The following is a 25,792-nucleotide window of genomic DNA, read 5'->3' as shown; positions in this document are numbered from 1 at the left end:
GGATCGCCGACCGTCACATCGGCGCAAAGTTTGACTACCCCCGGTCGTCGGGTCCATGCCTGATTCGCCATTTCTCTACGGTCCGTGTCCTGATGGCTACAGAATCGGAGAACGTCCGGCTGCGACCGGCAGCTGCTGCGTGGAGGTGACATCGATGGCACGTGACGTGCGCGGGCGTGGCACGGCCGGGCCGAAACCCCGCGTCCAGCTGGTCGCGCTCGTGGTGGCCGCGGTCTTCCTGGTGCTGGGCGTGCTCGGCTTCGTCCCGGGCGTCACCACCGGGTACGACGACCTGGCCTTCGCCGGTCACCACTCGCAGGCGAAGCTGCTCGGCCTGTTCCAGGTGTCGATCCTGCACAACCTGCTGCACCTGCTCTTCGGACTGCTCGGGCTGGTGATGGCCCGCCGGGTGGGCGGCGCCCGGCTGTTCCTGGCCGGCGGGGGTGCCGCCTACCTGGGGCTCTGGCTGTACGGCTTCCTGCTCGACCGGGACGCCATGGCCAACTTCATCCCGCTCAACGGCGCCGACAACTGGCTGCACCTGGGGCTCGGCTTCGGCATGCTCGCCCTCGGGCTGCTGCTCTCCAACGACGCGGGCACGGGCGGACGGCTGGACAACCCGATCGACCGCCCCTGAGGCCCGCCGCCCGGAGCGCCCGACGTGTCCGAGTTTGATCCTTGTCGGAACCGGGCACCGAAGCGTCAGGCACCGGACGAGGAGGTCACCATGCCGCGGTGGATCAGGAACAACGCGCTGAGCATCACCATGCTGGGCGCCTTCGTGGTCTTCCTGTCGCTGCAGAGCGTCTTCGGGTGGCAGACCCACAACGAGGAGCTGGCCGAGTACGGGGCCCAGCCGATCGGCTGGCTGGCGTACCTGGGCACGGGGCACTTCGCCGAGTCCGTCTTCGAGAACTGGGAGTCGGAGTTCCTCCAGATGGGCGGCTACGTGCTGCTCACCGCGTACCTGGTGCAGCGGGGGTCGGCCGAGTCGAAGCCGGAGGGCCAGACCGACCGCCCGGAGGACGACGAGCGTCGGGCCGGGCCGGACTCACCCTGGCCCGCCCGGGTCGGTGGCCTGCCGCTGGTGGTCTATCGCAACAGCCTCTCGCTGGCCCTGCTGCTGATCTTCGCCGGCTCGTTCGTCGGCCACCTGCTCGGCGGCGTGGCCCAGTACAACGAGGAGCAGGCGCTGCAGAGCGGCGCCGCGCCGATCAGCGCGTGGCAGTTCCTCGGCACCAGCGACTTCTGGTTCCAGTCGATGCAGAACTGGCAGAGCGAGTTCCTGGCCGTCGGCGCGCTGATCCTGCTGAGCATCGTCCTGCGCCAGCACGCGTCGCCGGAGTCGAAGCCGGTCACCGTGGAGCACGCCCAGACCGGCGCCTGACCTCGCCTCAGGCGGCGACCGGCAGCCGCTTGGCGAAGCAGACGCTGTACGGGTTGTCGACGTACTCGCCGTAGACCGGGATCGGCTCGTACCCGCACGAGGTGTAGAGCCCGATCGCGGCCGGCAGGTACACCCCGGTCTCCAGGCAGACCACCGAGTGACCGCGCTGGAAGGCCAACTCCTCCAGGGCGGTCAGCAACTGCCGGGCAATACCCCTGCCCCGGTACGCGGGACGGACGTACATCCGCTTGAGTTCCCCGGTGGCGGCGTCCAGCGACTGGATCCCGCCGCACGCCACCGCCCGGCCGTCGACGACCACCGCGAGGTAGCGGATGTCGTCGTGCGTGACGGTGACCTGCCCGTCCAGTCCGCCGTCGGCCTCCCGCAGCTCACGCTGCTGAGCGACGACGAGGGCGTCGATCTCCGGGTCGGTGGAAGGACGGAACTCGATCAGCATCCGACCACGCTATGCCGGGTCGATTTCACGGAGGTTTCCGGCGAACGACCCGGACACGGACATGAGCGAGCTAGTCGAGGTCGTCGTCGTCCAGGTCGTCGGAGAGGTCCGCGTCCAGGCCGCCGGCCTCCAGCTCGTCGGCGGGGCGCTGCCGGCGCGCCTTGCGGGCGGCCAGCCGCTCCGCGGCCGAGGCCCGGGCGGACTTCTCCTCCAGCCGCACGTCCGTGCCCCGGTTGCCGGGCACGAAGTCGACGCCGGCGTAGAGGGTGGGCTGCCAGTCGAACTCCCGCTCGCCGATGCGCACCAGGTCGCCCGGCTTGGCGCCGACCTTGGCGAGCTTCTCCTCGACGCCGAGGCGGGCGAGCCGGTCGGCGAGGAAGCCGATCGCCTCGTCGTTGTCGAAGTTCGTCTGCCGGACCCAGCGCTCGGGCCGGACACCGCGCACGGTGAAGGAGCCGTCCTCCTCCACGTCGATGGTGAAGCCGGCGTCGTCGACCGCCTTCGGGCGGATGACGATCCGGGTCGGCTCGGCCGGCGGCGCCGCCTGGCGGCTCTGCTCGACCACCTCGGCCATCGCGAACATCAGCTCCTTGAGCCCTTCGCGGGTGGCCGTGGAGACCTCGAACACCCGGAAGCCGCGCGCCTCCAGGTCCGGCCGGACGATCTCGGCGAGATCCCGCCCGTCCGGTACGTCGATCTTGTTGAGGGCGACCAGCCGCGGCCGGTCGGCGAGGCCGCCGTACTGGGTGAGCTCGGCCTCGATGGCGTCGATATCGGCGAGCGGGTCGCGGCCCGGCTCCAGCGTCGCGGTGTCGACCACGTGCACCAGCACGGCGCAGCGCTCGACGTGGCGGAGGAACTCCAGCCCCAGCCCCCGGCCGGTGGCCGCGCCGGGGATCAGGCCCGGCACGTCGGCGACGGTGAAGGTGTGGTTGTCCACCCGGACCACGCCCAGGTTGGGCACCAGCGTGGTGAACGGGTAGTCGGCGATCTTCGGCTTGGCGGCGGAGATCACCGCGATCAGCGACGACTTGCCGGCGGACGGGAAGCCCACCAGACCGACGTCGGCGACGCTCTTGAGCTCCAGCACCACGTCCAGCCGGTCGCCCGGCTCGCCCAGCTCGGCGAAGCCGGGCGCCTTGCGCCGGGCGTTGGCCAGCGACGCGTTGCCGCGACCGCCGCGACCGCCCCGGGCCGCCTCGAAGGTCGTGCCCACGCCGACCAGGTCGGCCAGCACCTCGCCGTCGAGGGTCTGCACGACGGTGCCGTTCGGCACCTTGATCACCAGGTCGTGGCCGTTGGCGCCGTCGCGGTTCGATCCGGCCCCGCCCTTGCCGTTCTCGGCCTTCAGGTGCGGGCGGAAGTGGAAGTCCAGCAGCGTGGTCACCTGGGGGTCGACCACCAGTGACACACTGCCGCCGTGCCCGCCGTTGCCCCCGTCCGGGCCGCCGAACGGCTTGAACTTCTCCCGGTGGATCGAGGCACAGCCGTGCCCACCGTCGCCGGCCTGCATGTGCAGGACGACCCGGTCAACGAACGTCGTCACGACGCCAATCCTTCCAGCGGAGTACGCCCCCGCGTGCGAAAAGACGAAGCGGGCCGGGACCCGAGGTCCACGGCCCGCGACGCCTGCGTATTACTGCTGCGGCACGATGCTGACGGTCTTGCGACCGCGCTTGGTGCCGAACTGGACCGCACCGGCGGCCAGCGCGAAGAGCGTGTCGTCTCCGCCGCGGCCGACCAGGTCACCGGGGTGGAACTTGGTGCCACGCTGACGGATGAGGATCTCACCCGCGCTGACGACCTGACCACCGAAGCGCTTCACGCCGAGTCGCTGGGCCGCGGAGTCACGACCGTTACGCGAGCTGGACGCACCCTTTTTGTGAGCCATTGGAGGACGACCTACTTCCCGCTGGAGATGCCGGTCACCTTGACCTGGGTCAGCGGCTGGCGGTGACCCTGGCGCTTGTGGTAGCCGGTCTTGTTCTTGAACTTGTGGATCCGGATCTTCGGGCCCTTGGTGTGCGCGGCGATCTCGCCGGACACCGCGACCGAGGCAAGCTTCGCCGCGTCGGTCACCAGGTCGTCACCGTCGACGAGGAGCACCGCGGTGAGCTTCACCGCGTCGCCGGGGGCACCGGCGAGCTTCTCGACCTCGATCACGTCGCCCTCGGCGACCTTGTACTGCTTGCCGCCGGTCTTGACGATCGCGTACATCGGAGGCGGACTCCCTGTCGTTGAGGCTGCTGGCTGGTCGTTCCCACGGCGACTCGCCGGGTAGCAGTGACACCGGCGGCGCGGGCACGCGGGAACTCGGCACACCAAAGTGCGCCGCAGGCAAGCGTACGCCATGGACCGGGTGACACCCAAACCGGGCCCGCCGGTCAGCGCCCGCAGAGCTGGTCGAGGCGCTGCTGGAGGCGGTCGAGCTCGGTCTCGTCGATCGACTCGACGTCGGCGCCCAGCGTGCCGACCTCGGTGGCCAGGTCGGTGAGCAGGGTCTTCAACTGCGGATCGGTGGCCCGGGCGGACTGCTCCTGCAGCGCCGACCGCCAACTCGTCAGCGCCGACTCCGCCCGTTTCCGGGCGGTTTCCGCCCCGGTGCTGTCGTTCGCGCCGACCGCGGCGATCATCTTGCCCAGCTCCTCGACGTACGTCCGCACGGCCGCCGAGGAGGCCTGCTCGGCGGCGGCGCAGACCTGTGGCCCGTTGCCGCCCGCCGGGGCGACGCTGACCGGGGCGGACGGCAGCACGGTCGAGGTGGCCGACGGGCCGGTGGACGGGCCGGTGGTGGCCGGGGTGGCCTCGTCGGACCGGTCGCCGGAGCAGCCGGAGCCGGTCAGCAGGACGGCGGTCACCAGGGTGGCGGCGAGCAGGCGGCGCATTGTCTTCTCCTAGCCGGGGGTGACCGATCGTAGCCGGGGCCGGAGAACGCGACCGGGCCCCTCCCGCCGGCACTGTTGCCGGGAGAGGGGCCCTGCGAAACGTCGGGCTGGTCAGCCGGTCAGGGGCGGGTCCGCCGACGGGGACCGCCGCGGCGGGACCGGCGCCGGCCGGTGCCGCCCTCGCCGCTCTCCTCCTCGGTGTCGCCCAGCGCGTCCGGGTCGTCCGCCCCGGCCAGCCGGGCCGACTCGCCCTCCAGGCTGTCGGCGACGGCCGGTGCGGCCGGCGTCCCCGTCTCGTACCGGGACAGGTCGTAGCCCATCGTGTCGTGGTACTCGGCCTCCGCCTCGGCCACCCGGTCGGTGTCGGCGGCCTCGGTGGTCTCCACCACCGTGCGCTCCGGCGCGGCGGCGGCCTTGCGCGAGCGCCGCCGCGACGGCGCGCCGGTCTGCTCGGTCGCCGGGGCGGCGGCCACCGAGGAGGCGACCGCCTTGACCTTCTCCCCCGCGCCGGCGCCGCCGCGCGGCTTCTCCGGCACCGGCTCGGTGTGGATGATCAGGCCGCGGCCCTTGCAGCACTCGCAGGTCTCGCTGAACGCCTCCAGCAGGCCCGCGCCGATCCGCTTGCGGGTCATCTGCACCAGGCCGAGCGAGGTGATCTCGGTGACCTGGTGCTTGGTCCGGTCCCGGCCCAGGCACTCGGTCAGCCGGCGCAGCACCAGCTCGCGGTTTGACTCCAGCACCATGTCGATGAAGTCGATCACCACGATGCCGCCGAGGTCGCGCAGCCGGAGCTGGCGCACGATCTCCTCGGCCGCCTCCAGGTTGTTGCGGGTGACCGTCTCCTCCAGGTTGCCCCCGGAGCCGGTGTACTTGCCGGTGTTGACGTCGATGACGGTCATCGCCTCGGTGCGGTCGATGACCAGCGACCCGCCGGAGGGGAGGAAGACCTTCCGGTCCAGCCCCTTGATGATCTGCTCGTCGATCCGGTACTCGGCGAAGATGTCGGCGGTGCCGACGTGCCGGCGCAGCCGGGCGACCAGGTCGGGCGAGACGTGCGACAGGTACGACTCGACCATGTCGTACGACTGCTCGCCCTCGATGACCAGCTCGCGGAAGTCCTCGTTGAACAGGTCCCGGACGACCCGGATGACCAGGTCCGGCTCCTCGTAGAGCAGCACCGGGGCGCCACCCTCGGCCGCCTTGGCCTGGATGTCCTCCCACTGGGCCTGGAGCCGCTTGACGTCGCGGGCCAGCTCGTCCTCGCTGGCGCCCTCGGCGGCGGTCCGGACGATCACGCCCGCGCCGTCGGGGACCAGCTTCTTCAGCACGTCCCGCAGCCGCTTGCGCTCGTTGTCCGGAAGCTTCCGGCTGATGCCGGAGGCGTTGCCGTTCGGCACGTAGACCAGGTGGCGGCCGGAGAGCGCGATATGGCTGGTCAGTCGCGCGCCCTTGTGCCCGATCGGGTCCTTGGTGACCTGCACCAGCACCGAGTCGCCGGAGCGCAGCGCCTGCTCGATCGAGCGGGCCCGCCCCTCCAGTCCGCTCACGTCCCAGTTGACCTCACCGGCGTACAGGACGGCGTTGCGGCCGCGCCCGACATCGACGAAGGCCGCCTCCATGCTGGGCAGGACGTTCTGCACCTTGCCGAGGTAGACGTTGCCGGCCATGGTGCCGGAGGAGTTGCGGGTGACGTAGTGCTCGACCAGCACGCCGTCCTCCAGGACCGCGATCTGGGTGCGGTCGCCGCGCTGGCGTACCGCCATCACCCGGTCGACCGCCTCCCGGCGGGCCAGGAACTCCGACTCGCTGAGGATCGGCGGCCGGGTACGACGCTGCTCGCGGCCGTCCCGACGGCGCTGGCGCTTGGCCTCCAGCCGGGTCGAGCCGGAGACGCCCTGCACCTCGTCGACGGCCTTGCGCGGCTCACGGATCTTGACCACGGTGGGCACGCCGTCCTCGGCGGCCCCCTCGACGTCCCCGGCGCCGCGGCGGCGGCGACGGCGCCGGCGACGGGTCAGCCCCTCGCCCTCGCCCTCCTCCTCCTCGGCCTCGGCCTCCTCGGCCTCTTCGGCCTCGGCCTGCACGGCCTCCTCGGCCTCCTCCTCGTCGCTGTCCTCGGCGCCGCCCTTGCCGCGACCGCGGCCCCGGCGACCACGACGACGGCGACGGCGGGCCGCCGCGCTCTCGTCCTCGTCCTCGTCCTCGTCCTCGGCCTCGACCTCGGCGGCCTCCTCGGCCTCGCCGGTGGGCTCCTCCTCGACCTCGAGCACCTCGACCGGCTCGACCTCGCGGCGACCGCGGCGACGCCGGCGACCGGTCTCGGCCGGCTCCTCGACGGCCTCCTCGGCCGCCGCCGGGCCGGGCTCGACCACGCGAACGGCCGGCAGTTCCTCGGGCAGCGGGGCCATGAACAGCACGGTGGGCGCGGAGAGCGCGGCCCGCCGACGGCGGGTACGCGGCTCCGGCGCGGCCTCCGCCGGCTCAGCGCCGGGCACCGCGACACCGGGCGGGACCTCGCCGGCCCGGCTCTCGACGCCGGAGGCGGCGACGGCGGGCTCGGCGGCACCCGGCCGGGCCTCCTCGGTGGCGGCCTCGACAGCCTCGGCGGCCTCGGCCTCGTCGACCGCGGTGGGCTCGGTGGGCGCCGCCGCCTCGACGGCGGGCTCCTCCTCCTCGACCGGCTCGGCCACCGGCGCGGCCGCCACGGCCGGCTCGGCGGGGATCTCGGCGGCCGGCTCGGCGGCCGCCGGGGCGGCGGCCTTCTTGCGGCGGGTACGGGTGACCTTCACCGGCGGGACGACCTCCGCCGCGTGCTCCTCGGCGCCGGTGGCCACCTCCGGCTCCTCGGCGGCCTTGGCGGGCGTCGCCTTGCGCCGGCGACGGGTGGTCTTGGGCGCGGTGTCCAGTTCACCGGCGATCGGGGCCAGCACCTCGCCCTGGTGCGCCTCGTCGGTGGCGGACGCGGCGGCCGCCGACGCCTCGGCGGGCGCCTCGACCTGCTCCGACTGGTTCAGCGGGGCCGCCTTGCGCCGGGTGGTGCGGCGGCGCTTCGGCGCGGCCTCGGCGGCGCTGTCGGTGGTGCTGTCGGTGGTGTCGGCGGTCTGGCCGGCCGGCTGGGCGCCGGTCCGTTCGCCGCCCTCGGGCTCGTTCTCGAGCATGGACGTTCTCCAGTTCTGGCCGCCCCGGGCGCGGGTGAGCGCTGCCACGCAGGGTTGCCGCAAAAGTGTTTCCGCCGGGCGCGCGAGGTGCGCGACCGCCGAAGTCTGCCTGCCTAGAGCACCGACCGTCGGTCAGTGCTCACCGATGGTTGCCCCGTCGCGGTCCGCGTCCAACGGATCCACGATCGCACCCTGCGCGGTCAGCGTGCCCTGCGCCAGCCGGATCACCCTCGGCGAAACCGGCGGCACCAGGTCGGCCACCACGCGGAGGCCGGAAAGGACGTCATCGGGCCGTACGGACGGGGTGACCTGCCGCACGACCAGTTCGAGTATCGCACACGAGGAGCCCGGCACCCCGGAAGGCGTCTCCGCGGGCGGCACCACATCGATGCGCATGACGGCGGCCCGGGCGTCGAAGGTACGCCGGCCCTGCTTGGTCATCCGCTCGACCTGGATCTCGGCGGCGGCGGTGAACGCGGCGACGGCCGCCTCCAGTACCGCCGGCTCGACCTCGGGCAGCTCGATGCGCCAGTGCGAGGCCTCGATCCGGTCGGCCAGGCTGCCGCTCCCGGCGACCACCGCGTCGAGCACGTCCAGCCCCGGCGAGAGCGCGGCGTCCAGCGCGGCGCGCAGCTGCTCCGGGTCGACCGGCTCGCGCAGGCCGATCTCCAGGTACTCCGCCTCACTGGCGACGCCGGTGGGGGCCGCGCTGGCGTAGGAGATCTTGGGGTGCGGGGTGAAGCCCTGGGAGAAGGCGATCGGGACGCCGGCCCGGCGCAGCGCGCGCTCGAAGGCCCGGGCGAAGTCCCGGTGCGAGGTGAACCGGAGCGGGCCGCGCTTGGCGTACCGGATCCGGACACGCTGGACGACCGGCGCCTGCCCGCCCTCCGGCTGTGGTTTTTTGCTGATCGTCGTGCTCCTCGGTGTCAGGACCGGTCGGTCATGAAGGTGCCACGGATGCCGGTGACAATAACTTCATGATCGCCGGGCGGGGCGGGTGGCGCGCCCACGCGCGGCGCACCCGCCCCGTACGGTCACTGCTGGGCGCCGGTGGGGACCTTCAGGCCGTTGACCGGGGTGAGCGGGAGCAGCTTCCGGCCGGTGGGGCCGATCTGGATCTCGGTGTCCATCGACGGGCAGACGCCGCAGTCGAAGCACGGGGTCCAGCGGCAGTCGTCCTGCTCGTACTCGGAGAGCGAGTCCTGCCAGTCCTGCCAGAGCCAGTCCTTGTCCAGGCCCGAGTCGAGGTGGTCCCAGGGCAGGACCTCCAGCTCGTCGCGCTCCCGGGTGGTGTACCAGTCCAGATCCACGCCGAAGGTCGGCAGCACCTCGGCGGCGGCGTCCACCCAGCGCTGGTACGAGAAGTGCTCGCTCCAGCCGTCGAACCGGCCGCCGTTCTCCCAGACCTTGCGGATCACCGCGCCGACCCGGCGGTCACCGCGGCTGAGCAGGCCCTCGATCAGTGACGGCTCGCCGTCGTGGTAGCGGTAGCCGATCGCCCGGCCCAGCGAGCGGTCCGAGTTGATCGCCTGCTTGAGGATCTTGAGCCGGTGGTCGATGACCTCGGGGCGCTCCATCGGCGCCCACTGGAACGGGGTGTGCGGCTTCGGCACGAAGCCGCCGATGGAGACCGTGCAGCGGATGTCCTTGGAACCGGTGGCGGCCCGGCCGGCCTTGATGACCTCGTGCGCCATGTCGGCGATCTCGAGGACGTCGTCGTCGGTCTCGGTGGGCAGGCCGCACATGAAGTACAGCTTCACCTGCCGCCAGCCGTTGGTGTACGCGGTGACGACGGTGCGGATCAGGTCTTCCTTCGACACCATCTTGTTGATGACCTTGCGGATCCGCTCCGACCCGCCCTCCGGGGCGAAGGTCAGGCCGGTCCGCCGGCCGTTGCGGGACAGCTCCTGGGCCAGGTCGATGTTGAACGCGTCCACCCGGGTCGACGGCAGTGACAGGGACACGTTGGTGCCCTCGTACTGCTGGGCGAGGCCGGAGCACATGTCGCCGATCTCGGAGTGGTCGGCCGACGACAGCGACAGCAGGCCCACCTCGTGGAAGCCGGAGAACTCCAGCCCGTCGCGGACCATCTGGCCGACGGTGGTGATCGAGCGCTCCCGCACCGGGCGGGTGATCATGCCGGCCTGGCAGAACCGGCAGCCCCGGGTGCAGCCCCGGAAGATCTCCACCGCGTACCGCTCGTGCACGGTCTCGGCGAGCGGCACGAGGGGCTTCTTCGGGTACGGCCAGGCGTCCAGGTCCATCGTCGTGCGCTTGTGCACCCGGAACGGCACGTCCGCCCGGTTCGGCACGACCCGCTGGATCCGGCCGTCGGGCAGGTAGTCCACGTCGTAGAAGCGCGGCACGTAGACGCTCTCGGTGCGGGCCAGCCGCAGCAGCAGCTCGTCGCGGCCACCCGGGGAGCCCTCGGCCTTCCACTGCCGGACGATCGTGGTGATCTCCAGGACCGCCTCCTCGCCGTCGCCCAGCACGGCGGCGTCGACGAAGTCGGCGATCGGCTCCGGGTTGAACGCGGCGTGCCCGCCGGCCAGGATCACCGGGTCGGCGTCGGTACGGTCGGCGGCGAGCAGCGGGATGCCGGCCAGGTCGATCGCGGTGAGCAGGTTGGTGTAGCCCAGCTCGGTGGAGAACGAGACGCCGAACACGTCGAAGTCGCGCACCGAGCGGTGCGCGTCGACGGTGAACTGCGGCACGCCGTGGGCGCGCATCAGCTTCTCCAGGTCCGGCCAGACCGCGTAGGTGCGCTCGGCGAGCACGTCGGGCAGCTCGTTGAGCACCTCGTAGAGGATCTGCACGCCCTGGTTGGGCAGGCCGACCTCGTACGCGTCGGGATACATCAGCGCCCAGCGCACGGTGGCCGCGTCCCAGTCCTTGACCACCGCGCCCAACTCGCCACCGACGTACTGGATGGGCTTGGTCACCTGGGGCAGCAACGGCTCCAGCTGGGGCCAGACGGAATTGGCCGCGGCGGGGCGCGGCGTCGTGGACGGGGCACTCATGATGCCCAAGGGTACGCGCCCGTCGGCCGCCCACCGCGCCGCACCGGCCGCCACCCCCGAACGAACCCACCCGGAGCGCACCCGCTGCCCCGCCCGGGTGAACGCCCCCCCGCGCGGGCTCCCCGCCACCACCACCCGATCCCCATGATCGAGTCGCATTCAGCGAGACGACACGCCGTCCTGCGACTCCGGAAGGTGCGACCCGATCTTGAGGCCCCCGCCGGAGCGCCGGCGGTTTGACCCGGTACGGCATCCTCACCCGGCGTCGCCCGAGGGCGACCGACGGTGGACGGGTTCGTCGCCGGTGGCATGCCGGTACTAACCTCGCAACCGGCGCGAGAGGAGATTGCCGCGATGCCGCAGCCGCAGCCGGGGGCGGACCGGCCGGCCGACGGGAGCCCCCCGGTCACCGACGTCGGCCAGGAGCCGGCCGTCGCCGAGGAGCCGGCCCCCTCGCCCGTACCCGCCGACGCCGGGCCCCGCACGGGCCCGGAGGGCACCCGTGAGCTGCCCGCCGACCGGGCCGCCGACCCGGGCGACCCGGAGCGGACGGCACCCGAGCCGGCCACCACGTCCCCGGACGATCCCACCGCGCCGACCTCACCGGCCCCACCCGTCGAGGGCCGGACGTCCGACGACCCGGAGTCAGCTCCGGCCGACGCCGCCCCCACCGACGACGCACCTGCGCCCACCCGGATCGACACCGCACCGCCCACCGGGCTCGACACCCCTGCGCCCGGCGCACCGGAGCCCACCCGGGTCGACACCGGTGCGCCTGCGGCCCCGCACCCCACCCGGGTCGACACCGGTCTGCCGGCCGCCACCCCGGAGCCCGCCCGGGTCGACACCGGTGCGCCCGGCGCCCCCGAGCCGACCCGGGTCGAGCCGGAGCCGCCCGCGCCGCGCTGGACCGGTTCCGCGGCGGTCCCGCCCCCGCCGCCGCGCCGCCGCGCGTGGGGCGAGTCGGCGGAGCCCACGCCCGTCCCGCTCACCCCGGTCGAGCTGCCCGAACACTGCACCCCGGTGGACCCGTGGGCGGGCGCGGACACCGGCTCCTGGGAGCTGGAGCACCACCACCTCCCCGCGCTCCCACCGACCCTGCCCTACCCCACGCCGCCGGTCACCCGGCCCTACGAGGCTGCGCCTCCGGCTGCCCGGCCGTACGAGGCCGCACCGCCGCCGGCCCGTCCGTACCCGCCGCACGCCGCGCACCCGGTGTCGCCGCCGCCGGTCGCCCCGTCCCGGCCGGCACCGCCCCCGCCCCCGCCGCCCGCGCCACCCAAGCAGCGCCGGGGCCGCCGGCCGAAGGCGGTCACCCCGCCACTCGGGTGGGAAGCGCCCCGCGGGTACGTCCCGGTGCCGGTCCGGCGTCGCCGCCGCTGGCCCTGGGTGCTGCTGCTGAGCCTGGTCTGCTGCTGCGGCTGCCCGGCCTGGTTCGGCAAGCCGATGTGGGAGCAGTACCCGGCCGACGCCGCGCTGCCCGGCCAGGTGGCCGACCTGACGCTGCGGCAGGACGCCGGCAGTCAGGCCACCGCCAAGCGGCTCAAGGCGGAGGTACGCGCGGCGAACCTGCTCTCCGAGGATGTCTTCGCCGGGGTCTACGGCACCGGCGACGGCAAGCGGGTCACCGTGTTCGGCGGCACCGGCTTCCGGTTCAACCCGGAGTCCGACGCGGACGACGAGATGACCCGGCTGACCGAGACCTACCGGCTCGACGCACCCCAGACGGTCGAGACCGGGGTGCGCGGCCGGTACGAGCGGTGCGCCACCGGCCGGTCCGACGGCGCGGACGTGGTGGTCTGCACGTCGGTCGACTACGGCAGCATCACCACCGCCGTCTTCACCCGGCTCTCCGTCGACGACAGCGCCCGCCTGCTGGACACCCTGCGGGAACAGATCGTCACGCCGGCGCCGGCGCAGCCCTGAGGTGCGCCGAGGGGCGGCGCCGGGACCGGGTCAGGCGGGGGTGTCGCCCGGCGCCGGGCGCGGCGGGGCGTAGCGCGGCACGTACTCCTGGCCGGTGAGCTTCTGGATCTCGGCCATCAGCTCGTCGGTCATCGCGCGCAGCGAGGTCCGGTCGTCGGAGCGGCCGGTGAAGTCCAGCGGCTTGCCGAACCGTACGGTGATCTTCGCGCGGCCGGGCCGGGGCACCCGGGCGCCGATCGGCTGGGCCTTGTCCGTGCCGATCATGCCGACCGGGATGATCGGCACGCCGGCCGCCACCGCCAGCCGGACGGTGCCGGTACGCCCCCGGTAGAGCCGCCCGTCGGGCGAGCGGGTCCCCTCCGGATAGACCGCGACCAGGTCACCACCCTGCAACGCGGGGATGGCGGCGTCGAACGCCGTCAGCGCCGCCCGGCCGCCGGCCCGCTCGACCGGGATGGCGCCCAGGCCGGTGAGCACGAACTTGGAGAAGGCGCCCTTGGGCCCGGTGCCCTTGAAGTACTCCGACTTGGCCCAGAAGGCCAGGTGCCGCGGGACCACGGTGCCGAGGAAGAGCTCGTCGGCGACCGAGAGGTGGTTGCCCGCGAAGATCGCACCACCGGTTTCCGGGATGTGCTCCAACCCCTCCACGGTCGGACGGAAGGCCAGCCGGAGCGCGGGCGCCACGGTGAGCTTGCCGATGGTGTAGAGCAGGGGCACTGGTCCTCCGGCGGTCGTACGTGAACAGGCGGTGTCACGGTAGCGGACGGGTACACGGAGCCCCGCGCGGGTGGCGGGCCGGCCGGCTGGTGAGCGGGCCTGTCGGGGCTCGGGCGGGGCCGGTGGCGGCGGCCCGGCGACACCACCGCCGGACCGCCACCGCCGCACTACCTCATACCCGGCGGACGGCCACCGTCACGCGCTCGCCCTCGCCGACCTCGCCGGCGAAGCCGTCGACGCCCTCGGCGAAGTCGACCGTGTCGGCCAGCACCTCCCGGGCCACGAAGTCGGTGTACGCCGACACCGCCGCGCGCACCTCGTCGGAGGCCGACACCGCCACCACGATCCGGTCCGAGACGTCCAGGTCGGCGTCCCGGCGGGCCTGCTGCACCACCCGGACCACGTCCCGGGCCAGGCCCTCGGCGGCCAGCTCCGGGGTGACCTCGGTGTCCAGCACGACCACGCCCTCGCCGCCGGGCAGCGGCGCGGAGTGCTCGGCGTCGGCGGCGACCAGCCGCAGCTCGTACTCGCCCTCGGCCAGGGTGACGCCGGCGGCGACCGGGGCGCCGTCGACCAGCTCCCACTCCCCCGCCTTGACCGCCTTGATCACCTGCTGCACCGCCTTGCCGACCCGGGGGCCGAGCGCGCGCGGCACCACGGTCAGCACCTGCTGGCAGTACGCGGACACCTCGTCGGAGAAGACGACCTCCTTCACGTTGACCTCGTCGGCGACGAGGTCGGCGAAGGGCCGCAGCTGCTCCGCGACCGGCGAGGCCACGGTCAGCTTCGACAGCGGCAGCCGCACCCGCAGGCCCTTGGCCTTGCGCAGCGACAGCGCCGCCGAGGCGACCGCGCGCACGTTGTCCATCGCGGACACCAGCTCGTGGTCGGTCGGGAAGTCCTGCGCCGACGGCCAGTCGGTCAGGTGCACCGACCGCTCGCCGGTGAGGCCGCGCCAGATCTCCTCGGCGGTCAGCGGCGCCAGCGGCGCCACCACCCGGCAGAGCGTCTCCAGCACCGTCCACAGGGTGTCGAACGCCTCGGCGTCGCCCGACCAGAACCGGTCCCGGGAGCGGCGCACGTACCAGTTGGTCAGCGCGTCCAGGTAGGACCGGACGGTGGCGCAGGCGCCGGAGATGTCGTACGCCTCCATCTGCCCCTGGACCGTCTCGACCAGTTCGTTCGTCTTCGCCAGCACGTACCGGTCGAGCAGGTGTGTCGAGTCGGTCCGGCGACGGGCGGTGTAGCCGTCGGCGTTGGCGTAGAGCGAGAAGAAGTACCAGACGTTCCACAGCGGCAGCAGCACCTGCCGGACGGCGTCCCGGATGCCCGCCTCGGTGACCGGCATGTCCCCGCCGCGCAGCACCGGCGAGGACATCAGCATCCAGCGCATCGCGTCCGAGCCGTACGCGTCGAAGACGTGGTAGACGTCCGGGTAGTTGCGCAGGCTCTTGGACATCTTGCGCCCGTCCGAGCCGAGCAGGATGCCGTGGCTGAGGCAGTTGCGGAACGCCGGCCGGTCGAACAGCGCGGTGGCCAGCACGTGCATGGTGTAGAACCAGCCGCGGGTCTGCCCGATGTACTCGACGATGAAGTCGCCCGGGTAGTGGTGCTCGAACCAGTCCGCGTTCTCGAACGGGTAGTGCACCTGGGCGAACGGCATCGAGCCGGACTCGAACCAGCAGTCCAGCACCTCCGGCACCCGGCGCATCATGGACTTCCCGGTCGGGTCGTCCGGGTTCGGGCGGACCAGCTCGTCCACCGCCGGCCGGTGCAGGTCGGTCAGGCGTACGCCGAAGTCCCGCTCGATGTCGGCCAGCGAGCCGTACACGTCCAGCCGCGGGTAGTTCGGGTCGTCGGACTTCCACACCGGGATCGGCGAGCCCCAGAACCGGTTCCGGCTGATCGACCAGTCGCGGGCGTTGGCCAGCCACTTGCCGAACGAGCCGTCCTTGATGTGCCCCGGCGTCCAGTTGATCTGCTGGTTGAGCTCGACCATCCGGTCCTTGAACCTGGTCACCGCGACGAACCACGACGACACCGCCTTGTAGACCAGCGGGGTGTCGCAGCGCCAGCAGTGCGGGTACGAGTGGGTGTAGGTGTCCTGCTTGAGCACCACCCCCCGCTCCTTGAGCTCGCGGATCACCGGCTTGTTGACGTCGAAGACCTGCTCGCCCTGGTACGGCGGCACCAGCGCGGTGAACCGGGTGTGGTCGTCCACGGTGACGACGGTCGGGATGCCGGCGGCGTTGCAGACGTTCTGGTCGTCCTCACCGAAGGCCGGGGCCAGGTGGACGATCCCGGTGCCGTCCTCGGTGGTGACGAAGTCCGCCCCGAGCACCTGGTACGCGTTCTCCCCGGCCTGCTCGACCAGGAAGTCGTAGAGCGGGACGTACCGGCGCCCGACCAGGTCCCGGCCGTGCACCGTGCCGACCTGCTCGTAACCTTCCAGCTCCTTGGCGTACGCGGCCAGCCGCGCGGCGCCCACGACGTAGCGGTCACCGTCGCGCTCCAGCACCGCGTACTCGATGTCCGGGCCGACGGCGAGCGCCAGGTTGGACGGCAGGGTCCACGGCGTGGTGGTCCAGACGCCGAGCCGGACCGGCCCACGCACCAGCTCGGGCGCGGACTCGTCGGGGGTCAGCCCGAACCAGACCGAGAGGGTCGGGTCGTGCCGGTCCCGGTAGACGTCGTCCATCCGGGTCTCGGTGTTCGACAGCGGCGTCTCGCAGCGCCAGCAGTACGCCAGCACCCGGAAACCCTCGTAGACCAGACCCTTGTCGTGCAGGGTCTTGAAGGCCCACATGACGCTTTCCATGTAGTCCAGGTCGAGGGTCTTGTAGTCGTTGGCGAAGTCGACCCAGCGGGCCTGCCGGGTGACGTACCGCTCCCAGTCCTGGGTGAACTCCAGCACGGAGGTGCGGCAGGCCTCGTTGAACCGGGCCACGCCGAGGTCGAGGATCTCCGCCTTGCTGGTGATGCCGAGCTGCTTCTCGGCCACCACCTCGGCGGGCAGGCCGTGGCAGTCCCAGCCGAAGCGCCGCTCGACGTGCCGGCCGCGCATGGTCTGGTAGCGCGGCACCACGTCCTTGACGTACCCGGTGAACAGGTGGCCGTAGTGCGGCAGGCCGTTGGCGAACGGCGGGCCGTCGTAGAAGACGTACTCGTTCTTGCCGTCGGTGCCGGCCGGACGGGCCTCGACGCTGGCCTCGAAGGTCTTGTCGGCCGTCCAGTGCTCCAGGACCCGGCGCTCGACCGCGGGCAGGTCCGGGCTCGCCGGGACACCGGCGGCGGTCGGGTCGTGCATCGGATAGGCCATCGGGGGTCGCTCTCCTCGCGCAGCTCACTCATCTGTGGTCTGCGAGGACGAGCCTTCCGGGTACGCCTCGACGGCGTGCCCGAGCGGCCCGCGGTACCACCCCGCTTGGCGGTCGAGGTGCGACCGCCCGCTCGTTGGCCGGCTGTGACGGGCCGGACCCGTCCGGTTCTACTGGGCCGGTCACCCGGCTGTTCTTCCGGAGGCTCGCCGGTGATGGCCGGGTCATCGCCTTACGGTCGCCAAGCCTACTCGATCGGCGTCGAAGATCGCCCCCGAGTAATCGCACCGCCCCCGTCCCCGGCGACATGACCACCGTCACAGCACAGGCCGTCACATCGCCGCCGCCGGGTTCCGTCGTACGGGTGAATTCGTACCTGCTGAGGGAGGCCGAGATGAGCCGGATCGAGATGGCAAAGGTGGCGCCGGAGGCGTACCGGGCGGTGTTCGCGATGGAGAAGTACGCCCAGGCGAACGTCGACCACACCGTGCTGGAGCTGGTGAAGCTGCGGGCGTCGATGCTCAACGGCTGCTCGTTCTGCGTGGACATGCACAGCCGGGACGCGCTCGCCGCGGGCGAGGACAGCCGCCGGCTCTTCGCCGTCGCCGCCTGGCGGGAGGCGCCGTTCTTCGACGAGCGGGAGCGGACCGCGCTGGCGCTGACCGACGCGGTCACCCAGCTCGGCCAGCACGGCGTGCCGGACGAGGTGTGGGACGCCGCCGCCAAGGTGTGGTCGGAGAAGGAGCTGGCCGACCTGATCATCGCGATTGCGACAATCAACGTGTGGAACCGGATCAGCGTGACCAGCCAGACCCAGCCGCCGCTCGAGGTGTGACCACCAGCGGAGCGGCGCAGGCGGCCGGTGCGCTCACCGCGCACCGGCCGATGCTGCTCGGGCTGGCGTACCGGCTGCTGGGCAGCCTGCACGACGCGGAGGACGTGCTCCAGGAGGCGTACCTGCGCTGGCTCGACGTGGACCGGGAGTCGGTGGCCGAGCCGCGCCGGTACCTGTCCCGGGTGGTGACCCGGCTGGCCCTGGACCGGCTGCGCGCCCGCCAGGCCGCCCGGGAGACGTACGTCGGGCCGTGGCTGCCCGAGCCGGTGCCGACCGAGCCGTCCCCGTTCGGCCCGCTGGACAGCGCCGAGCTGCGGGACTCCGTGTCGATGGCGCTGCTGCACCTGCTGGAACGGCTCACCCCGCCGGAACGCGCGGTCTACGTGCTGCACACCGCGTTCGCCCTGCCGTACGCCGAGATCGGCGACATCCTGGACCGGTCGGCGGCCGACTGCCGGCAGTTGCACCATCGGGCGGTCGCCCGGCTGGCCGAGGGCCGTCGGCGGTTCAACACCGACCGGGCCGAGCAGCGGCGGCTGCTGGAGGCGTTCCTGGCCGCCGCCCGCGACGGCGACCTGCCCCGGCTCACTGAGCTGGTGGCGGCCGACGCGGTGGCCTGGACCGACGGCGGCGGCGTGGCGCGGGCGGCGCGCAACCCGGTGCACGGCGCGGACCGCATCGCCCGGTTCTTCGCCGGCATCTACGCCCGGCCGCGCGCCGTGACGGCGACGTCCGCCGAGCTGAACGGCCAGCCGGCGCTGCTGATCCGCTGGTCCGACGGGGCCCGCTACGCGCTGACCGTGGCGACGGTCGACGGGCGGATCACCGGGTTCTACCTGGTCGGCAACCCGACGAAGCTGTCCCGGCTCCCCGCCTGAGACAGCGGACGGCCCCGACCCCGGTCCGGGGTTCGGAGCCGGCGGCGGACAGCCCAGCTCCGTTCAGCCCAGCTCGGGGAACCAGAGGCCGATCTCGCGCTTGGCGCTGTCGGTGGAGTCCGAGGCGTGCACGAGGTTCTCGCGGTTGGACAGGGAGAGGTCGCCGCGGATGGTGCCGGCGGCGGCCTTGCGGCCGTCGGTGGCGCCGATCATGCCGCGCACCACCTCGATCACCTGGTCGCCGGAGAGCACCAGGGCGACCAGCGGCCCACCGGTCATGAACGCCTTCAGCGGCGGGTAGAACGGCTTGTCGACGTGCTCGGCGTAGTGCTGGTCGGCGAAGTCCCCGTCCAGCGTCCGGGTCTCCATCGCGTCGATCCGCAGGCCCTTACGCTCGAAGCGGGAGACGATCTCGCCGACCAGGCCGCGGCGGACCGCGTCGGGCTTGATCAGTACGAGCGTGCGCTCATCCGGGCTGCTGCTGGACACGCTGGGTTCCTCCTGTGCGCGGAAGACGGCCGGGCTGGGTACGGTCAGCCTAGCGACCCGGTCCCGGCGTCGGCGCGGCGGCTGCTCCTTCCAGCGGCCGCCGATCCCGCCTAGCCTGGTCCTGACCCCTGGGAGGTCCACTGTGGCGAATGGCGGGAACCGCACCATCGCGCCGGTACGCAAGCTGATCGCCGCGGTCCTCGGCACCGTGGCGACGTTCGTGGTCCTGTTCGGGCTGGGCATGACCAGCTGGTCGATCGTGGCCCTCGGCGCGGCCCTGCTGGTGCTGGCGATCGCCCTGGCCACCGTCAAGGGCGGCGGCCGCACCTGGGTGATCGGCGTCGGGCACGTGCACAGCGCCTCCGAGCCACCCACCCAGTACGCCTTCGGCCGCTGCGAGCTGCAACTGGTGATCGACGCGCCGGGCCTGCCGCCCCGCTCCAAGAAGATCATCGAGCCGCGGGTGCCGGTGTCCAAGTGGCCCTCGCTGGGGCAGACGCTGCCGATCCGGGTGGCGCTGGACGACCAGCGGCACGTCCGGGTGCTCTGGGACGAGGTGCCCACCCACGCGGAGAACGCCGCCGCCGCCGACCTGCCGCCCGAGTACGCCGACGCCGAGCCGGTCGACGAGGTGCTCATCGTCCAGGAGGCCCCGCCGTGGGCCGGCCGTACGCCCGACGACGACTTCCACGACGACCTGCGCGACGAGTTCCGCGACCCGCCCCCGGCCGACCCGCTGCGCCCCGAGCCGGTGGTGCTGCCCGACGAGCGGGAGCCGATCGTGGTGCACCAGCGCCCCGGTGGTCCGGTGGTGCTCGAGGGCACCCTGGTCGAGCCCCCGCCGGCCGGCGGGCTGCCGCGCCGGGCGGCCACCACCCCGTCCCCCCGCCCGCCGGCGGACGAGCGCTTCGACGCCCCGCTGGTCGACCCGGTGGACGTGCCGCTGGACGACCCGGAGCCGCGGGACCGGCTCGACCCCGAGGAGCTGGACGAGGCGATCTTCGGGTACGACCCGGCGGCCGACCGGGTCGACGAGGGCGCCCCGATCAGCGGGGTCGGGCTGACCCTGCTGGTCACCGACCTGTCCCGGTCGCTGGACTTCTACCGGTCGCTGGGCTTCGGCGAGATCGACCGGGGCTCCGGCAACGCGGTGCTCGCCTCCGGCGCCACCCGCCTGGTGCTGCGCGAGGTCACCGGCGCCGCGCCGATCAGCCGCCGGCTGGTGCACGTCAACCTGGAGGTGGACGACATCGACGCGGCCTACCGGCGGCTGAAGGACTCCGGGGTGAAGTTCACCTACGCGCCCCGGGTGGTGAACCGGGGCACCAAGCTGGAGGTCTGGGCGGCGGCCTTCCGCGACCCGGACGGGCACGGCATCGCGCTGACCCAGTGGCGGGAGCGCGCCGACGCCTGACGCTCGGCTCAGCCGAGGATGACCCGGCGGACGTGCAGGGCGTACGCCCAGACCAGCCCGAAGATGATCCCCAGCGCCAGCAGCGACCAGTGCAGCAGCCCGGCGAGCAGCAGCAGGCCCTGCACCACCGTGCCGGCCTGCCAGGCCCAGGGCCGCCCCATCCGGCCGGCCAGCACCACGCAGACGACGGCCAGCGCCACGATCGCCGCGATGGCCGCCCCGCTCAGGTCGCCGCCGACCACCCGGATCGGCTGGATGGCGAGCAGCAGCACCAGCGCCTCCAGGGCCAGCGCTCCGGCGCCCAGGCCGCGTACCGCCCTGTCGGGGTTGCGCAGCCCGGACCGCCGCTCCCCCGGCGCGACCGGGTCGGCGACCGGGTCGCGGCGGTCCTCGTCGGGGGTGCTCATCGCTTGAGCAGCCGTCGGGCGTCGGCCACGGTCACCACCGAGCCGGTGATCAGCACGCCGACCCCGGACAGCTCACCGGGCACGTCGGACTCGGCCTCGGCGACGGCCGCCTCGATGGCGTCCGGCATCTCCTCGGTGACCTCCACCCGATCCGGCCCGAACACCTCGCGGGCCAGCTCGGCCAGCTCGTCGGCAGGCATCGCCCGGGGCGAGCTGTTGCGGGTCACCACCACCGAGTCGAGCACCGGCTCCAGCAGCTCCAGCAGGCTGCCCGCATCCTTGTCGGCCAGCACGGCGAGCACACCGACCAGCTTGCTGAACGCGAACTCCTCCTGCAACGCGGTGACGGTGGCGGTCATCCCGTGCGGGTTGTGCGCCCCGTCCAGCAGGATCGTCGGGGCGGTACGCACCTTCTCCAGCCGGCCCGGCGAGCTGGTCGTGGCGAAGCCCTCCCGGACGGCCTCCACGTCGAGCTGCCGCTTCGTCCCGGCCCCCAGGAACGCCTCGACGGCGGCGAGCGCCACCGCCGCGTTCTGCGCCTGGTGCGCGCCGTGCAGCGGGATGAACACCTCCTCGTACACGCCGCCGAGGCCCTGGATGGTGAGCACCTGCCCGCCGACGGCGACGGCCCGGCGCAGCACCCCGAACTCGGTGCCCTCCCGGGCGACGGTCGCGCCGACCTCGACGCAGCGCTCCAGGATCGGGCGGGCCGCCTCGTCGTCCTGCGCGGCACAGATCACCGTGGCGCCGGGGTGGATGATCCCGGCCTTGTGCAGGGCGATGTCCTCCAGGGTGTCGCCCAGCCACTCGGTGTGGTCCAGCCCGATCGGGGTCAGCACGGCCACCCCGGCCTGGAGCACGTTGGTGGCGTCCTCGGCCCCGCCGAGCCCCACCTCGACCACCGCGACGTCGACGGGCGCGTCGGCGAAGGTGGCGAAGGCCAGCGCGGTGGTCATGTCGAAGTAGGTCAGCGGCTCCGACGAGCGCTGGTCGACCAGCTCGGCCAGCGGCTTCACCTCGCGGTACGTGGCGACGAAGCGTTCCTCGCTGACCGGCTCCCCGTCCAGGGCGATCCGCTCCCGCACCGTCTCCAGGTGCGGGCTGGTGTAGCGGCCGGTGTGCAGGCCGAAGGCGCGCAGCAGCGAGTCGATCATCCGGGCCGTGGAGGTCTTGCCGTTGGTCCCGGTCAGGTGGATCGACGGGTACGCCCGCTGCGGGCTGCCGAGCAGGTCGAGCAGGGACTCGATGCGGTCCAGCTCGAAGACCATGCGGGTGAAGCCCCGCCCGGCCAGCTCGGCGTCGACGTCGGTGAACTCGGTGCGATCGGTGCGGTCGGTCACGAGGGAAGCGCCTCCAGGGCGGCGTCGATCCGGGTCAGGTCCGCCTCGGCCACCGCCAGCCGGTCACGGATCTTGGCGACCACCGGTTCGGGGGCCTTGCCGACGAAGGCGGGGTTGTCGAGCTTCGCCCGGGCCTGCGCGACCTCCTTCTCGGCCGCCGCGCGGTCCTTGGTCAACCGGGCCCGCTCGGCCGCCACGTCGATCGAGCCGCGGGTGTCCAGCTCGACGCTGACCTCGCCGGGCATGGCGAGAGTGGCGCTGGCCTGGAAGTCGCCGGCCGGGGCGTCGAGCCGGACCAGCGAACGGATCAGCGGCTCGTGCGCCGCGATCCCGGCCACGGCGAGGCCGTCGAGCCGGGCCGCGACCCGCTGGGTCGGGCGCAGCCCCTGGTCGGAGCGGAACCGCCGGATCTCGGTCACCACCCGCTGAACGGTGCCGACCTCGCCCTCCGCGGCGTCGTCGACCCGGGTACGGTCGGCCACCGGCCAGGCGGCCGTCATCACCGTCTCGCCGCCGGTGAGCGCGATCCACAGCTCCTCGGTGACGAACGGGATGACCGGGTGCAGCAGCCGCAGCAGCTGGTCCAGCACGTGCCCGAGGACCCGTCGGGTGGCCTCGGCCGCCGGCCCGCCCTCGGCGAGCACCGGCTTGCTCAGCTCGACGTACCAGTCGCAGACGTCGTCCCAGGCGAAGTGGTACAGCAGGTCGCAGACCTTCGCGAACTCGTACGCCTCGAACTGCTCGTCCACCTCGGCGGTGACGTGCGCCAGCCGGGACAGGATCCACCGGTCGACCGTCGACAGCTCGGCGGCGGGCGGCAGCTCCCCCTCGGTGTGCGCGCCGTTCATCAGCGCGAACCGGGTGGCGTTCCAGAGCTTGTTGCAGAAGTTCCGCGAGCCCTGGCACCACTCCTCGCTCACCGGCACGTCCTGGCCGGGGTTGGCGCCCCGGGCCAGGGTGAACCGGGTGGCGTCGGCGCCGAACCGGTCGATCCAGTCCAGCGGGTCGACGACGTTGCCGAAGGACTTGGACATCTTCTTGCCGTGCTCGTCGCGGACCATGCCGTGCAGGGCGACCACGTCGAACGGCTGCCGGCCGTCCATCGCGTACAGGCCGAACATCATCATCCGGGCGACCCAGAAGAAGAGGATGTCGTAGCCGGTCACCAGGACGCTGGTCGGGTAGAACTTCGCCAGGTCCGGGGTCTGCTCCGGCCAGCCGAGGGTGGAGAACGGCCACAGGCCGCTGGAGAACCAGGTGTCCAGGACGTCCTCGTCCTGGTGCCAGCCCTCGCCGGTGGGCGGCTGCTCGTCCGGGCCGACGCAGACGATCTCGCCGGCCGGGCCGTACCAGACCGGGATGCGGTGGCCCCACCAGAGCTGCCGCGAGATGCACCAGTCGTGCATGTTGTCGACCCAGGCGAAGTAGCGCTTGGCCAGCTCGGCCGGCTCGATCTTCACCCGGCCGTCGCGCACCGCGTCCCCGGCGGCCTTGGCCAGCGGGGCGGTGTTGACGAACCACTGCAACGACAGCCGGGGCTCGACGGTGGTCTTGCAGCGGGAACAGTGCCCCACCGCGTGCACGTACGGCCGCTTCTCGGCGACGATCCGACCCTGCTCGCGCAGCGCGGCCACGATCGCCGGCCGGGCCTCGTAGCGGTCCAGGCCCTGGAACGGGCCGTGGGCGGTGATGACACCGCGCTCGTCCATGATCGTCAGCGCGGGCAGGTCGTGCCGCTGGCCGATCTCGAAGTCGTTGGGGTCGTGCGCCGGGGTCACCTTCACCATGCCGGTGCCGAAGCTCGGGTCGACGTGCTCGTCGGCCACGATCGGGATCCGCCGGTCGGTCAGCGGCACGGCCACCTCGGTGCCGATGAGGTGCTGGTAGCGGGCGTCGTCGGGGTGCACGGCCACCGCGGTGTCACCGAGCATGGTCTCGGCCCGGGTGGTGGCCACCACCACCTCGTCGCTGTACCGGATCGAGATGAGCTCACCCTCGTCGTCGGTGTGCTCCACCTCGATGTCGGAGAGCGCGGTCAGGCAGCGCGGGCACCAGTTGATGATCCGGTTGGCCCGGTAGATGAGGCCGTCGTCGAAGAGCTTCTTGAACATGGTCTGCACGGCCCGGGACAGGCCCTCGTCCATGGTGAAGCGCTCGCGGTCCCAGTCGACCGCGTCACCGAGGCGGCGCATCTGGCCGAGGATGGCCCCGCCGGACTCGGCCTTCCACTGCCAGACCCGCTCGACGAACTTCTCCCGGCCCAGGTCGTGCCGGGACAGCCCCTCGCCGGCGAGCTGCCGCTCGACCAGGTTCTGGGTGGCGATGCCGGCGTGGTCCATGCCGGGCAGCCAGAGCGCCTCGTACCCCTGCATCCGCTTGCGCCGGTTCAGGGCGTCCATCAGCGTGTGCTCGAACGCGTGCCCCATGTGCAGGGAGCCGGTGACGTTGGGTGGCGGGATGACGATGGTGAAGGGAGGCTTGTCGCTCTGCGCCGACGCCCGGAAGTGGCCCGCGGCTACCCACTGCTCGTACCGTCGCTGCTCTACCTCGCCGGGCTGGTACTGGCCGGCAAGGGTCGGGGCGTCGGGGCGTCGGGCATCCAGTCTCTCGGTCACCCTGAAAGTCTACGGAGCGCTTCCGCGGACCCGACGTGCGCCACCTGTCATTCGCGTACGGTGGCGGACATGTCCGACGCACATCTCACCGAGCGTCAGCTCGACGAGGGGCCCGATCCGGTCGACCTGACCGACGAGCCGATCCAGCTGAGCCACCGGGATCCGGCGAGCGACCCGATCCGCCGGGCGCCGGCCTCCCGCCGTCGGCGGATCGTCCTGGCCGCGGCGCTCGCCGTCGGCCTGGCCGGCGCCGCCGCCCTGGGCACCGCCGGCTGGCGGGTGGCGCAGCAGAAGGACACCCGGCTGAGCGCCCCCGAGCAGGTCGCCGGGTTGACCCGGGACGACTCGGAGCGGGCCCGCAGCACGGCGGACTACCTGCGCAGCGGGTTCGCCGCGGACATTGACCTGGACGCCAGCTTCGGCACCGTCTACCGGGACCCGGCGGACGAGAGCCGCGCGGTGCTGCTCTTCGGTGGCACGACGCTGCTGTGGCAGCCGGAACGCGACCTGGACAGCCTCTTCGACCTGATGGCCGACGAGACCGGCCGGGTGGCCGGGCTGCGCGAGGTGCCCGCCGGCAGGCTGGGCGGGGTGATGAAGTGCGGCACCACCAGCGGGGACGGCGGTGACTTCGCGATCTGCGGCTGGGCGGATCACGGCAGTGCGGCGATGGCGATGTTCCCCAGCCGCTCCGTCGACGACGCCGCCGGCCTCTTCCGTCAGATCCGCGAAGGCGTCCAGACCCGCGGCTGACCCGTTGCGAAAGGGCCGTGGCGTCGAGCGACGCCGCGGCCCCTTTTCGGGTACCGCTCGCGCCGGGCGCGGTTTCGGGTGGATATACCAATCAGGGCCACCCCTTGAAAGGGGTGGCCCTGATCGAATGGTTGTCCGGCGGTGTCCTACTCTCCCACACCCTCCCGAGTGCAGTACCATCGGCGCTGGAGGGC

21 protein-coding genes are annotated in these 25,792 nt (G+C 72.8%); 7 read left to right on the top strand and 14 right to left on the bottom strand.

What is annotated here, in order from left to right; genetic code table 11:
- The first annotated feature begins 154 nt into the window (after positions 1-154).
- Both V6U89_RS08515 and V6U89_RS08510 read left to right on the top strand, forming a co-directional pair.
- Entirely contained in the window at positions 155-637 is a 483-nt protein-coding gene (locus V6U89_RS08515) for a DUF4383 domain-containing protein (protein ID WP_334570174.1), read from the top strand.
- Positions 638-727: 90 nt separating this feature from the next.
- Positions 728-1,387: a DUF6766 family protein gene (locus V6U89_RS08510; protein ID WP_334570173.1), complete on the top strand. Its 660-nt coding sequence runs from the start codon at positions 728-730 to the stop codon at positions 1,385-1,387.
- 7 nt (positions 1,388-1,394) lie between these two features.
- Here the strand turns inward: V6U89_RS08510 and V6U89_RS08505 are convergent, their stop codons facing one another.
- The 8 genes from V6U89_RS08505 to V6U89_RS08470 all read right to left on the bottom strand — a co-directional run bounded on the left by V6U89_RS08505 (position 1,395) and on the right by V6U89_RS08470 (position 10,907).
- Positions 1,395-1,844, bottom strand: a complete 450-nt coding sequence (locus V6U89_RS08505; protein WP_334570172.1) for a GNAT family N-acetyltransferase — start codon at positions 1,842-1,844, stop codon at positions 1,395-1,397.
- A gap of 70 nt (positions 1,845-1,914) precedes the next feature.
- Positions 1,915-3,390 carry a GTPase ObgE gene (gene obgE / locus V6U89_RS08500; protein ID WP_334570171.1) on the bottom strand — a complete coding sequence of 492 codons (1,476 nt, stop codon included), beginning with the start codon at positions 3,388-3,390 and terminating at the stop codon, positions 1,915-1,917.
- A gap of 90 nt (positions 3,391-3,480) precedes the next feature.
- Positions 3,481-3,735, bottom strand: a complete 255-nt coding sequence (gene rpmA, locus V6U89_RS08495; RefSeq protein WP_088975624.1) for a 50S ribosomal protein L27 — start codon at positions 3,733-3,735, stop codon at positions 3,481-3,483.
- Between the two features lie 11 nt (positions 3,736-3,746).
- Positions 3,747-4,061 (bottom strand): 50S ribosomal protein L21, encoded by a 315-nt coding sequence (gene rplU / locus V6U89_RS08490; RefSeq protein ID WP_088960746.1) that lies wholly within the window; start codon positions 4,059-4,061, stop codon positions 3,747-3,749.
- A 167-nt stretch (positions 4,062-4,228) separates the two neighbouring features.
- Positions 4,229-4,729 (bottom strand): hypothetical protein, encoded by a 501-nt coding sequence (locus tag V6U89_RS08485; protein ID WP_334570170.1) that lies wholly within the window; start codon positions 4,727-4,729, stop codon positions 4,229-4,231.
- A 119-nt stretch (positions 4,730-4,848) separates the two neighbouring features.
- Entirely contained in the window at positions 4,849-7,887 is a 3,039-nt protein-coding gene (locus V6U89_RS08480; protein ID WP_334570168.1) for an Rne/Rng family ribonuclease, read from the bottom strand.
- Positions 7,888-8,019: 132 nt separating this feature from the next.
- A complete protein-coding gene (locus tag V6U89_RS08475) occupies positions 8,020-8,739 on the bottom strand; it encodes a TIGR03936 family radical SAM-associated protein (RefSeq protein ID WP_334570405.1) in 720 nt (239 codons plus the stop codon).
- Between the two features lie 182 nt (positions 8,740-8,921).
- Entirely contained in the window at positions 8,922-10,907 is a 1,986-nt protein-coding gene (locus V6U89_RS08470) for a TIGR03960 family B12-binding radical SAM protein (RefSeq protein ID WP_334570167.1), read from the bottom strand.
- A 354-nt stretch (positions 10,908-11,261) separates the two neighbouring features.
- Between V6U89_RS08470 and V6U89_RS08465 the strand changes: the two genes are divergently transcribed.
- Positions 11,262-12,833 (top strand): hypothetical protein, encoded by a 1,572-nt coding sequence (locus V6U89_RS08465; RefSeq protein WP_334570166.1) that lies wholly within the window; start codon positions 11,262-11,264, stop codon positions 12,831-12,833.
- 30 nt (positions 12,834-12,863) lie between these two features.
- On the opposite strand, the gene V6U89_RS08460 is transcribed toward V6U89_RS08465, so the two are convergent.
- Positions 12,864-13,550: a lysophospholipid acyltransferase family protein gene (locus V6U89_RS08460; protein WP_334570165.1), complete on the bottom strand. Its 687-nt coding sequence runs from the start codon at positions 13,548-13,550 to the stop codon at positions 12,864-12,866.
- Between the two features lie 172 nt (positions 13,551-13,722).
- Positions 13,723-16,869, bottom strand: a complete 3,147-nt coding sequence (ileS, locus tag V6U89_RS08455; RefSeq protein ID WP_334570164.1) for an isoleucine--tRNA ligase — start codon at positions 16,867-16,869, stop codon at positions 13,723-13,725.
- Positions 16,870-17,261: 392 nt separating this feature from the next.
- Here ileS and V6U89_RS08450 point away from each other — a divergent pair, with 392 nt between their 5' ends.
- Together V6U89_RS08450 and sigJ are read left to right on the top strand one after the other, a co-directional pair.
- A complete protein-coding gene (locus tag V6U89_RS08450) occupies positions 17,262-17,702 on the top strand; it encodes a carboxymuconolactone decarboxylase family protein (protein ID WP_334570163.1) in 441 nt (146 codons plus the stop codon).
- Positions 17,699-18,580 carry an RNA polymerase sigma factor SigJ gene (gene sigJ, locus V6U89_RS08445; RefSeq protein WP_334570162.1) on the top strand — a complete coding sequence of 294 codons (882 nt, stop codon included), beginning with the start codon at positions 17,699-17,701 and terminating at the stop codon, positions 18,578-18,580. The genes V6U89_RS08450 and sigJ overlap by 4 nt, the downstream gene beginning before the upstream one ends.
- 63 nt (positions 18,581-18,643) lie before the next feature.
- Here the strand turns inward: sigJ and ndk are convergent, their stop codons facing one another.
- Positions 18,644-19,069 carry a nucleoside-diphosphate kinase gene (gene ndk, locus V6U89_RS08440; RefSeq protein ID WP_334570161.1) on the bottom strand — a complete coding sequence of 142 codons (426 nt, stop codon included), beginning with the start codon at positions 19,067-19,069 and terminating at the stop codon, positions 18,644-18,646.
- Between the two features lie 142 nt (positions 19,070-19,211).
- Here ndk and V6U89_RS08435 point away from each other — a divergent pair, with 142 nt between their 5' ends.
- Positions 19,212-20,483, top strand: coding sequence for a VOC family protein (locus tag V6U89_RS08435; protein ID WP_334570160.1), 1,272 nt, complete (start codon positions 19,212-19,214; stop codon positions 20,481-20,483).
- An 8-nt stretch (positions 20,484-20,491) separates the two neighbouring features.
- On the opposite strand, the gene V6U89_RS08430 is transcribed toward V6U89_RS08435, so the two are convergent.
- The 3 genes from V6U89_RS08430 to V6U89_RS08420 all read right to left on the bottom strand — a co-directional run bounded on the left by V6U89_RS08430 (position 20,492) and on the right by V6U89_RS08420 (position 24,845).
- Positions 20,492-20,890, bottom strand: coding sequence for a DUF4233 domain-containing protein (locus tag V6U89_RS08430; RefSeq protein ID WP_334570158.1), 399 nt, complete (start codon positions 20,888-20,890; stop codon positions 20,492-20,494).
- The gene (locus V6U89_RS08425) at positions 20,887-22,158 is read right to left on the bottom strand and encodes a bifunctional folylpolyglutamate synthase/dihydrofolate synthase (protein WP_334570404.1); all 1,272 of its coding nucleotides are present in this window, start codon (positions 22,156-22,158) and stop codon (positions 20,887-20,889) included. Before V6U89_RS08425 ends, V6U89_RS08430 begins: the two co-directional genes overlap by 4 nt.
- Positions 22,159-22,226: 68 nt before the next feature.
- On the bottom strand, positions 22,227-24,845 hold the full coding sequence (locus V6U89_RS08420; protein ID WP_334570157.1) for a valine--tRNA ligase: 2,619 nt from the start codon (positions 24,843-24,845) through the stop codon (positions 22,227-22,229).
- Between the two features lie 69 nt (positions 24,846-24,914).
- Here V6U89_RS08420 and V6U89_RS08415 point away from each other — a divergent pair, with 69 nt between their 5' ends.
- Positions 24,915-25,598 carry a hypothetical protein gene (locus V6U89_RS08415; RefSeq protein WP_334570156.1) on the top strand — a complete coding sequence of 228 codons (684 nt, stop codon included), beginning with the start codon at positions 24,915-24,917 and terminating at the stop codon, positions 25,596-25,598.
- Positions 25,599-25,792: the final 194 nt, after the last annotated feature.

The sequence above is a fragment of the Micromonospora sp. CPCC 206171 genome, from assembly GCF_036906755.1.
GTDB lineage: Bacteria > Actinomycetota > Actinomycetes > Mycobacteriales > Micromonosporaceae > Micromonospora > Micromonospora purpureochromogenes.
The sequence above is the reverse complement of the archived record's forward strand: the minus strand, read 5'-3'. Positions and strand labels throughout refer to the sequence as shown.

What these genes read in the sequence shown, in the direction of transcription:
- V6U89_RS08515 (WP_334570174.1), top strand. Translation starts at nt 155, where the DNA reads ATGGCACGTGACGTGCGCGGGCGTGGCACGGCCGGGCCGAAACCCCGC.
- V6U89_RS08510 (WP_334570173.1), top strand. Translation starts at nt 728, where the DNA reads ATGCCGCGGTGGATCAGGAACAACGCGCTGAGCATCACCATGCTGGGC.
- V6U89_RS08505 (WP_334570172.1), bottom strand. Translation starts at nt 1,844, where the DNA reads ATGCTGATCGAGTTCCGTCCTTCCACCGACCCGGAGATCGACGCCCTC.
- rpmA (WP_088975624.1), bottom strand. Translation starts at nt 3,735, where the DNA reads ATGGCTCACAAAAAGGGTGCGTCCAGCTCGCGTAACGGTCGTGACTCC.
- rplU (WP_088960746.1), bottom strand. Translation starts at nt 4,061, where the DNA reads ATGTACGCGATCGTCAAGACCGGCGGCAAGCAGTACAAGGTCGCCGAG.
- V6U89_RS08485 (WP_334570170.1), bottom strand. Translation starts at nt 4,729, where the DNA reads ATGCGCCGCCTGCTCGCCGCCACCCTGGTGACCGCCGTCCTGCTGACC.
- V6U89_RS08480 (WP_334570168.1), bottom strand. Translation starts at nt 7,887, where the DNA reads ATGCTCGAGAACGAGCCCGAGGGCGGCGAACGGACCGGCGCCCAGCCG.
- V6U89_RS08470 (WP_334570167.1), bottom strand. Translation starts at nt 10,907, where the DNA reads ATGAGTGCCCCGTCCACGACGCCGCGCCCCGCCGCGGCCAATTCCGTC.
- V6U89_RS08465 (WP_334570166.1), top strand. Translation starts at nt 11,262, where the DNA reads ATGCCGCAGCCGCAGCCGGGGGCGGACCGGCCGGCCGACGGGAGCCCC.
- ileS (WP_334570164.1), bottom strand. Translation starts at nt 16,869, where the DNA reads ATGGCCTATCCGATGCACGACCCGACCGCCGCCGGTGTCCCGGCGAGC.
- V6U89_RS08450 (WP_334570163.1), top strand. Translation starts at nt 17,262, where the DNA reads ATGAGCCGGATCGAGATGGCAAAGGTGGCGCCGGAGGCGTACCGGGCG.
- V6U89_RS08430 (WP_334570158.1), bottom strand. Translation starts at nt 20,890, where the DNA reads ATGAGCACCCCCGACGAGGACCGCCGCGACCCGGTCGCCGACCCGGTC.
- V6U89_RS08425 (WP_334570404.1), bottom strand. Translation starts at nt 22,158, where the DNA reads ATGGTCTTCGAGCTGGACCGCATCGAGTCCCTGCTCGACCTGCTCGGC.
- V6U89_RS08415 (WP_334570156.1), top strand. Translation starts at nt 24,915, where the DNA reads ATGTCCGACGCACATCTCACCGAGCGTCAGCTCGACGAGGGGCCCGAT.